The organism is Propionivibrio sp., assembly GCF_029255185.1.
In the GTDB taxonomy this organism is placed as follows: Bacteria; Pseudomonadota; Gammaproteobacteria; order Burkholderiales; family Rhodocyclaceae; genus Propionivibrio.
The window spans coordinates 19,664-28,192 of the sequence record NZ_JAPUVO010000109.1; the positions used below are offsets into that span (position 1 = coordinate 19,664).

Below are 8,529 nucleotides of genomic sequence, written 5' to 3' on the forward strand. Positions count from 1 at the left end.
GATACCACTTACGCCGCCCGGCGCAGCAACGGCCACTTCACATCGATCTCGTCCCACGGGACCAAGACCTTCCCGGCCTCGTCCTTCTCGATCACCATCCACTCGAGTAGCGCCACCACGTCCTTGTGCACATTGCGGTAGTGGCGGTTCAGGCGCTTGGCCAACGCATAGATCGAGAGCGGCCCGGCCGCCTTCAGTGCCTCGACCAGTTCCCAGCGCTTGGGCGTAAAGACCGTGCCAAACTGGGCCATAGTCGCGAAGCCAATACCGAAATACGGCGCGACGTCACGGCCGGCCTGAGCGCCCGCCAGCGCCTCACCGAAATCGGCCAGGCTCTTGATGGCGGGTTCGCCGACTTTCACTGCCAGAATGTTCATGGCGTCAACTCCTTCAGATTATTGGCCGCCTCAACGACCACCAGCGCTGTCATGTTGACGATTCGCCGAACCGTTGCCGTCGTCGTCAGGATATGCACGGGGCGTGCGACGCCTAGCAGGATCGGTCCAATGGTGATGCCGTCGCCGCCGGTCATCTTGAGCAGGCTGTAGGAAATGTTGGCAGCGTCCAGATTCGGCATGACCAGAATGTTGGCTTCGCCGGTCAAGGGCGAATCTGGAACGAACTTTCTTCGGATGTCTTCGGAAAGCGCGCCATCGCCGTGCATTTCTCCGTCGGCCTCGATATCGGGCGCCCGGGCATGGAAAATCGCGGTCGCTTCCGCCATTTTTCGTGCCGAGGCGGATGGCGACGCGCCGAAGTTGGAATGCGAGAGCATCGCCACCTTGGGCTCGATGCCGAAACGACGAACCGCGTCGACGGCCATCAGTGCGATCTCGGCCAATTGCTCAGCGTCCGGGTTCTCGTTAACGTGCGTATCGCAAATGAACAGAGCGCGGCCTGGCAGGATGAGGTGATTCATCGCTGCTAGCGTCGTGCATCCCGGCGCCTTGCCGATGATCTCCTCGACCTGCTGCAGATGATGTGCGAAGCGCCCGGTGATGCCGCAGATCATGCCGTCGGCATATCTCATGCGAATCATCATGGCGCCGATGATGGTGTTGTGCTTGCGCAAACGTGTCCTGGCGATTTCGGTGGTGACGCCGCGGCGTTTCATGATCTGATAGTAAGCGTTCCAGCATTCGTTGTAGCGGATGTCGTCGTTGGGATCGACGACCTCGAAATCCTTGCCGATTTTCAGCGGCGAACCGATTTTTTCGAGCCTTGCCGCGATCACGTCGGGACGGCCGATCAGAATCGGGAGAGTCAGTTGCTCCTCAACAATGATCTGTGCCGCGCGCAGGACGCGCTCGTCCTCACCGTCAGGATAGACGATACGGGTCGGCTTGCCCTTTCTGGCCGCGTAGAACACCGAGCGCATGCCAACGCCGGTGCGGTAGATGAAGCCCTTGAGTTTTTCCTTGTAGGCAGCCATGTCGGCAATCGGTCGCTTGGCCACGCCGGAATCCATCGCCGCCTGCGCCACGGCGGGAGCGATCACCAAGATCAGGCGCGGGTCAAACGGCTTTGGAATAAGGTACTCCGTGCCGAAGGCGAGTTCCTGGCCAGGGTAGGCCGTGGCGACTTCGCTGCTTACGGCCTCTTGCGCCATGGCGGCGATGGCGCGTACGCAGGCCAATTTCATCTCCTCGGTGATGCGGGTAGCGCCCACATCGAGGGCGCCACGGAAGATGAAGGGAAAGCACAGGACGTTGTTAACCTGATTGGCGTAATCCGAACGTCCAGTGGCCATGATCACATCGGGGCGCACTTCACGAGCCAGTTCGGGCATGATTTCCGGCGTCGGGTTGGACAGCGCGAAAACGATCGGCTGCCTGGCCATCCTGGCGACCATCTCGGCCTTGAGCACTCCCGCGGCGGAAAGGCCGAGGAAAATGTCGGCGCCGTCAATGGCGTCGGACAAGGTTCGCGCATCGGTCTTACGGGCGTACTGAGCCTTGGTGGGTTCCATGTGGGCTTCACGGCCCACGTAAATCACGCCTTTCGAATCGCAAACCGTGACATTTTCGCGGTGGATACCAAGATCACACCACAGGTTGAGGCAGGAAATCGCCGCAGCACCGGCACCCGAGCAGACCACCTTGACTTCGGCGATATCTTTTCCGACGACCTTCAGCGCGTTGAGCATGGCCGCTGCCGAAATGATCGCCGTACCGTGCTGATCATCGTGGAAGACCGGAATCGACATACGCTCCTTGAGCTTGCTCTCGATGTAGAAACACTCCGGCGCCTTGATATCCTCCAGATTGACGCCGCCCAGGGTCGGCTCGAGCGCAGCAATCATGTCGATCAGCTTGTCGGGATCGTTCTCGGCCAACTCGATATCGAAAACGTCGATGCCAGCAAATTTCTTGAACAGGCAACCCTTACCCTCCATCACCGGTTTGCCGGCGAGAGGGCCGATATTGCCCAGGCCCAGAACTGCCGTGCCATTGGTAACTACACCCACCAGGTTGGCGCGTGAGGTATAGAGATCGGCATTGCCCGGGTCAGCGACAATCGCCTCGCAGGCATACGCCACGCCGGGTGAATAGGCCAGCGCCAGATCGTGCTGGTTGGTCAGCGCCTTGGTCGGCTGGACCGAAATCTTGCCCGGCGTCGGGAGTAGATGATATTCAAGCGCGGCTTCGCGCAGATCCTTTTTCATTATTTCTCCAGTTACAGTTCTTGCCGATGCTCAAGGTTCAAAGGTGGGAATTGGGAATGGGCATTAATAACCGCTTTACATTTTTCAAAAACAAGCGCCGAACACTGGACAATACAACACGATCTATCAGTTTCAAAACACCAACAACGCTGTGTTGCCATCAGGCGCGTTTAAATTAGTTGTCTTTGCGGAGAATGCGGCCCACAATCTCCGCATGAATAGCGGTGATTACCACTACATCTGGCAAGCCAGTGATTGGCCAGATTGGCACTACGACCTGGCCTTCCTGGCCGGACCACTGGCTAACGTCAGTCATGCTCAAGGTCTATTGCTTGGCCGTTTGGCCGACGTCGGCATGGCATTGCGCAATCAAGCAAGTCTGGCCGCGTTGACGGAAGACGTCATCAAAACCAGCGCAATTGAAGGCGAACGACTCGATGCCGAGTCCGTTCGTTCTTCCATTGCCCGTCGCCTGGGTATCGACATTGGTGCACTTGCGCCATTGGATCGCCATGTTGAAGGTGTGGTCGAAATGGTGCTGGACGCGACAGCACGTTCTAACGCCGCGTTGACAAAGAACAGACTGTTCGGCTGGCATGCCGCCTTGTTCCCCACCGGTTACAGCGGGCTATTTCAAATCCACGTCGGCGCATTTCGAAACGACGCCAGTGGTCCCATGCAAGTCGTGTCCGGCCCGATTGGCCGACAGCGGGTTCATTTCGAGGCGCCACCGGCGAATCAATTGGCTGTGGGAATGGCGCGCTTTATCAAGTGGGCCAACACCCGCACGCCGGATCACCCCATCCTGAAAGCCGGTCTTGGCCACCTGTGGTTTGTCACGCTGCACCCGTTCGATGATGGCAATGGTCGTATCGCCCGAGCAATCGGTGACCTGTTGCTGGCGCGTGCCGATGGCAGTCCGCAACGTTTCTACAGTCTGTCAGCACAGATCCAGCGCGAGCGCCGTGATTACTACAACATCCTGGAGCGCACGCAAAAGGGGTCGCTGGATGTGACGCCGTGGCTCACGTGGTTTCTGGACAACCTGGCGAAGGCGGTTAGCGCCGCGCAACACACACTGGATGCAGTTCTGGTCAAGACACGCTTTTGGCAACGCTGGGCCACTACGCCTTTGAACGAGCGCCAGGTGAAGTTTCTCAATCGATTGCTGGATGGGTTTGAGAGCAAGCTCAACAGCAGTAAATGGGCGGCCATTGCCAAGTGCTCTCCTGACACCGCATTACGTGACATCAATGATCTGCTAGCCCGTGGTGTGCTGCGTAAGTCTGCGGCGGGTGGTCGCAGTACCAGCTACGAACTGAATGATTTGTAATCAGAAAAAAGCTGCCCGGCACGCAGACCTGCACTGAAACCTGCCGCTTAGCCAAATTTGACCTGAGCCTTGCCTTCGACGATTTCGCCAATCACTGCGGCATGATCAAACCCCTGCTGTTGGAAGACCGAGAGCACCTCGGTGGCAAGCTCGGGCGCGCAGGCAAGCAGCAAGCCCCCGCTGGTCTGCGGATCAGTGAGCAAGGCGAGCTCGGTAGCTCCGAAACGCTTGGCGTCGAGCACTACGCTGTTGCCGTAGCCGGCCCAGTTGCGAGCGGAAGCACCGGTCACGCAACCACTGGCGGCGTAATCCAGGGCATTTGGCAGAATTGGAAGAGCAGCGTAATCAAGCACGGCAGTCACTCCGGAGCCTTTACAGATCTCAAGCAGATGACCAAGCAGGCCAAAGCCGGTCACGTCGGTCATGGCGTGCACACCGGAAAGAGCGCCAAAGGCCGAACCCGGGGTATTGAGTTGCGTCGTTGATGCAATCATTGCCGCGTAGTCCTTCGTTGCCAGCGTGCCTTTCTTGAAGGCTGCACTATACAGACCAACGCCAAGGCCCTTGCCAAGAATCAGCTTGTCTCCGGGGCGTGCACCGTTATTACGCCTGACGTTTTTGGGGTGCACCAGACCGATGGCGACCAACCCGTAAATCGGCTCAATCGAATCGATGGTGTGACCACCGGCGATCGGTATATTGGCCTTGGCGCAGATCGACTCCCCACCTTCAAGGATGCGCCTGATCATGGCCAACGGCAAGGTGTTCACCGGCATGCCGACAATCGCCAAGGCAAACAGTGGCGTCCCGCCCATGGCGTAAATATCCGATATGGCGTTGGTTGCGGCGATGCGGCCAAAATCGAAAGGATCATCAACAATCGGCATGAAAAAATCGGTCGTGGCGACAATCGCCTGTTCGGCATTGATCTGATACACCGCAGCGTCATCACTCGTTTCAATGCCCACCAGCAATTGTGGTGGTATCAGCGCGGGTGAGGTCTTGGCGAGGATTTGTTCAAGTACCCCTGGGGCAATTTTGCAGCCGCACCCGCCACCATGGGACAACTGGGTCAGGCGGATCGGTGCCGCAGGATGAGTCAATGACGCCGGTACAGGGTCTGCTTTTTTCTTGAGCATTATTTTCTTCTGAAAAATTGTCGGCAGGCAGCCAAGCCTGAAATGATACCCTCGAAGTGTGTCGCACTGCCGCTCATCCTGCTTGGCTACTGCTGGCCCGCGCGCCAGCGCCGCAAGAGTAGCGAATTACAAACGACGGACACCGAGCTCATGGCCATGGCCGCGCCAGCAAATACCGGATTGAGCACTCCTGCCGCCGCCAGCGGAATACCCAGAACGTTATATAAAAAAGCAAAGAAAAGGTTCTGTCGGATCTTGCGCAGCGTCGCGCGTGACAGGAGGATGGCATCGGCGACGCCATGCAGATTGCTACGCACCAGGGTTATGTCGGCCACTTCGATGGCAGCATCGGAACCGGCGCCGATGGCAAAGCTGATATCCGCAGCAGCCAGGGCGGGTGCGTCGTTGATGCCATCACCGACCATCGCCACCAACAGTCCATCGGCCTTGAGTGCATTGACCGCAGCGGCCTTATCGCCGGGCAGTATACCAGCGCGAAAATCGTCGATTCCGGCCTCGTCGGCAATTGCCGACGCCGTTGCTGCATTGTCGCCGGTCAGCATGACGACATGGATGCCCATGACTTTCAGTCGAAAAATAGCAGCACGCGACGTATCGCGCAGCGGGTCGGCAATGGCCAGCAGGGCCAGCGCCACGTCGTGCCCCTGTAAGGTTTCAACGAGTACTACCACGGTCTTGCCCAATCCTTGCAGTGCGGCGATTTGACCAGTCGGCAGCGCGAGGTCGGCGAACCAGTCGGGAGCGCCGAGGCGCAGGCTCCGTCCATCGACTGTACCTTCAACCCCGTGGCCTGGAATCGCCCGGAAATCGGTCAGCTTGAACAAGGTCGTCGCCATGGTCTGCGCGCGCTGCAAAATGGCGCGTGCCAGCGGGTGCTCGGAGCCCTGCTCCAGCGCTGCCGCCAGTTGCAATGATGGTTCAGCAGCAAGCGCCAGCGGCAACAAATCGGTCAGCACCGGTTCGCCGCGCGTCAATGTGCCGGTCTTGTCCACCGCCAGCACGCCGATTTTTTCGGCATGCTCAAGAGCTTGCGCGTTCCTGACCAGTATCCCGGCGCTGGCGCCCTGCCCGGTCCCGACCATGATCGCTGTCGGCGTCGCCAGCCCAAGCGCGCAGGGACAGGCGATAACCAGCACGGCGACAGCGTTGACCAGCGCCTCGCTGAACACGCCGCCAAAAATCCACCAGCCGGCAAAAGTGAGCAGGGAAATGACGCAGACGACCGGAACAAAAATCGACGAAATGCGATCCGCCAGTCGCTGCACGGGCGCCTTGGAACCCTGAGCTTGCGCGACCATGCGAATGATGCCAGCGAGCAGGGTATGTTCGCCGACGCCAGTGGCACGGCAGCGCAGCATGCCATCGCTGTTGGCGGTGGCAGCGAACACTCGGTCGCCAGCACGTTTGGTGACCGGCATGCTTTCGCCAGTGAGCATCGCTTCATTGACGCTCGATGCGCCTTCGATCACTTCGCCATCAACCGGCAGGCTCTCGCCTGGTCGCACGATGAAGATGTCGCCAGGAATCAGCAAAGCAGCATTAAGTTCGACCAGTTGCCCGTCGCGTTCGACACGAGCCATTTTCGGTTGCAGGCGAACCAGCGCTTCGATGGCTGCGGTCGTTTTGGCCTTGGCCCGCGCTTCGAGCAGTTTGCCGAGCAGAACGAGGGTAATGACCGCCGCCGAAGCCTCGAAATACACGGGCAGAGCCTCAATTGCGCTAAGCGTGACGACCAGGCTGAAGAAATAAGCGGCGCTGGTTCCCAGCGCGACCAGTACGTCCATATTGGCACCACCGCCGCGCAAGGCTTTCCAGCCCCCATCGTAAAAGCGCCAACCGATCCAGAATTGGACCGGCGTAGCCAGGGCGAGTTGCAGCCAGCGCGGTAGCACATCTTGGTGATGATGCAGATCGCCCGTAAACATGGTCAGCATCTGCACCAGTAGTGGCAGGGTCAGCGCGGCAGAAATCCAGAAACGCCGCAGTTCAGCCTGATAAGCCGCGTGTTTTCGTGCGCTCTCCTCTGAGCGTGATTTGTCGTCAGCCAGCCGGGCCTTGAAGCCGGCTTTCTCGACAGCGGCGATCAGCAACACCGGATTGGCGAGCCCGGGCAAGTAACGGATATGCGCCCGCTCGGTCGCCAGATTTACTGCCGCCTCGACGCCCGGCAACCGGTTGAGCACCTTTTCGATGCGCACCGAGCAGGCGGCGCAGCTCATGCCTTCGATGCTCAGTTCGACAAGTTGTTGCGGAACGTTGAAGCCGGCTTTCTCAATGCTGGCAACAATCTGCTGCGGCGAGGTTTCGCTTGAAGCCAGATCGATACGCGCGTGTTCAGTGGCCAGATTGACGCTGGCCTGGACGCCGGGCAATCGATTCAGGACTTTTTCGATACGCGCCGCGCAGGCTGCGCAGGTCATACCACCCAACGGAAGATCAAGGTGACGGATAGGTTCAGAGGGTTCGGACATGGCCGCCAATTATCCCCTATACCTGTACGATCAGCCGTAGCGCGGCAAACAGGCCCCACAGGCCGAAGGTTAGAATCAGTAGCCCCGCCGAGAAACGGACGGCGGGTATTGCCGCATAGACCTTGAGGCGAACGGCAAGCAGACCGGCGAGCAGGAGATTGGGCAGCGTACCCAGACCGAATGCCAGCATCATCCCGGCTCCGCGTAGCGCCGAACCGCTGGCCAAGGCCGTCACCAGGGCGCTGTAAACCAGCCCACAGGGTAGCCAGCCCCACAGCAGTCCGAGCGGGAAGGCCTGCGCGACCGTACGCGCCGGCAGATAACGCCGAGTCAGTGGTTGCAGATGTCGCCACAGTTTCTGCCCGAAACGTTCACTGAAGGCCAGCACCCGCGTCAGGCCCATCAGATAAAGACCAAGGGCAAGGAGCATCAGGTTTGCCAAAATGAACAGGATGATGCGCACCGGCAACTGGTCGGAAAGTGCCAGGCTCGCGCCACCCAGGGCGCCAGCAATGGCCCCCGCTGCGCTGTAGCTGGCAATGCGCCCAGCGTTATAGGCTAGATGTAGTGAGGAAGGCGAGCCGGCGCCCAGTGAAAGCGCACTGACGATACCGCCGCACATCCCGATGCAGTGCGTCCCACCAAGGAAGCCGATCAAGAACAGCGCAAGATAACCAGATTGGGGCATTTGCTGGTAGGCAGATAAAGGAAAGAGTCTAATACAGAGTGTGTCCGTACGTACGGTCGATACCACCATCGCCAGGGCAATTGCATCAAATTCCCTTTAACCCGAGGAGACTGGCGCGATAAGCATCGGAAGAAGCGGCGAGAATGCGACGAGTATAGATACCCCCTTTTTTCTTGGAGGTGTCGAGGCGGAAAAGATTGAGGACGAGGCGA

General features: G+C 59.1%; 6 protein-coding genes and 1 pseudogene. 1 reads left to right on the forward strand and 6 read right to left on the reverse strand.

All coding sequences use genetic code 11. The annotated features are described in order from the left end of the window. Positions 1-8 precede the first annotated feature (8 nt). On the reverse strand, positions 9-377 hold the full coding sequence (locus Q1J43_RS09825; protein WP_301102313.1) for an HTH domain-containing protein: 369 nt from the start codon (positions 375-377) through the stop codon (positions 9-11). After that, positions 374-2,665: an NADP-dependent malic enzyme gene (locus Q1J43_RS09830; RefSeq protein WP_301102314.1), complete on the reverse strand. Its 2,292-nt coding sequence runs from the start codon at positions 2,663-2,665 to the stop codon at positions 374-376. The genes Q1J43_RS09825 and Q1J43_RS09830 overlap by 4 nt, the downstream gene beginning before the upstream one ends. A 214-nt stretch (positions 2,666-2,879) precedes the next feature. Between Q1J43_RS09830 and Q1J43_RS09835 the strand changes: the two genes are divergently transcribed. Continuing rightward, on the forward strand, positions 2,880-3,998 hold the full coding sequence (locus Q1J43_RS09835; RefSeq protein ID WP_301102316.1) for a Fic family protein: 1,119 nt from the start codon (positions 2,880-2,882) through the stop codon (positions 3,996-3,998). Between the two features lie 47 nt (positions 3,999-4,045). Here Q1J43_RS09835 and selD read toward each other — a convergent pair whose 3' ends face one another. From selD to Q1J43_RS09855, 4 genes and pseudogenes are all read right to left on the reverse strand, one after another. Further along, entirely contained in the window at positions 4,046-5,137 is a 1,092-nt protein-coding gene (gene selD / locus Q1J43_RS09840) for a selenide, water dikinase SelD (protein WP_301102317.1), read from the reverse strand. Positions 5,138-5,223: 86 nt separating this feature from the next. Then, positions 5,224-7,629: a heavy metal translocating P-type ATPase gene (locus tag Q1J43_RS09845; protein ID WP_301102319.1), complete on the reverse strand. Its 2,406-nt coding sequence runs from the start codon at positions 7,627-7,629 to the stop codon at positions 5,224-5,226. Positions 7,630-7,645: 16 nt separating this feature from the next. Continuing rightward, positions 7,646-8,317: a sulfite exporter TauE/SafE family protein gene (locus Q1J43_RS09850; RefSeq protein ID WP_301102321.1), complete on the reverse strand. Its 672-nt coding sequence runs from the start codon at positions 8,315-8,317 to the stop codon at positions 7,646-7,648. A gap of 85 nt (positions 8,318-8,402) precedes the next feature. Next, positions 8,403-8,529 (reverse strand): annotated as a pseudogene (locus tag Q1J43_RS09855) (ISAs1 family transposase); the annotation flags it as partial.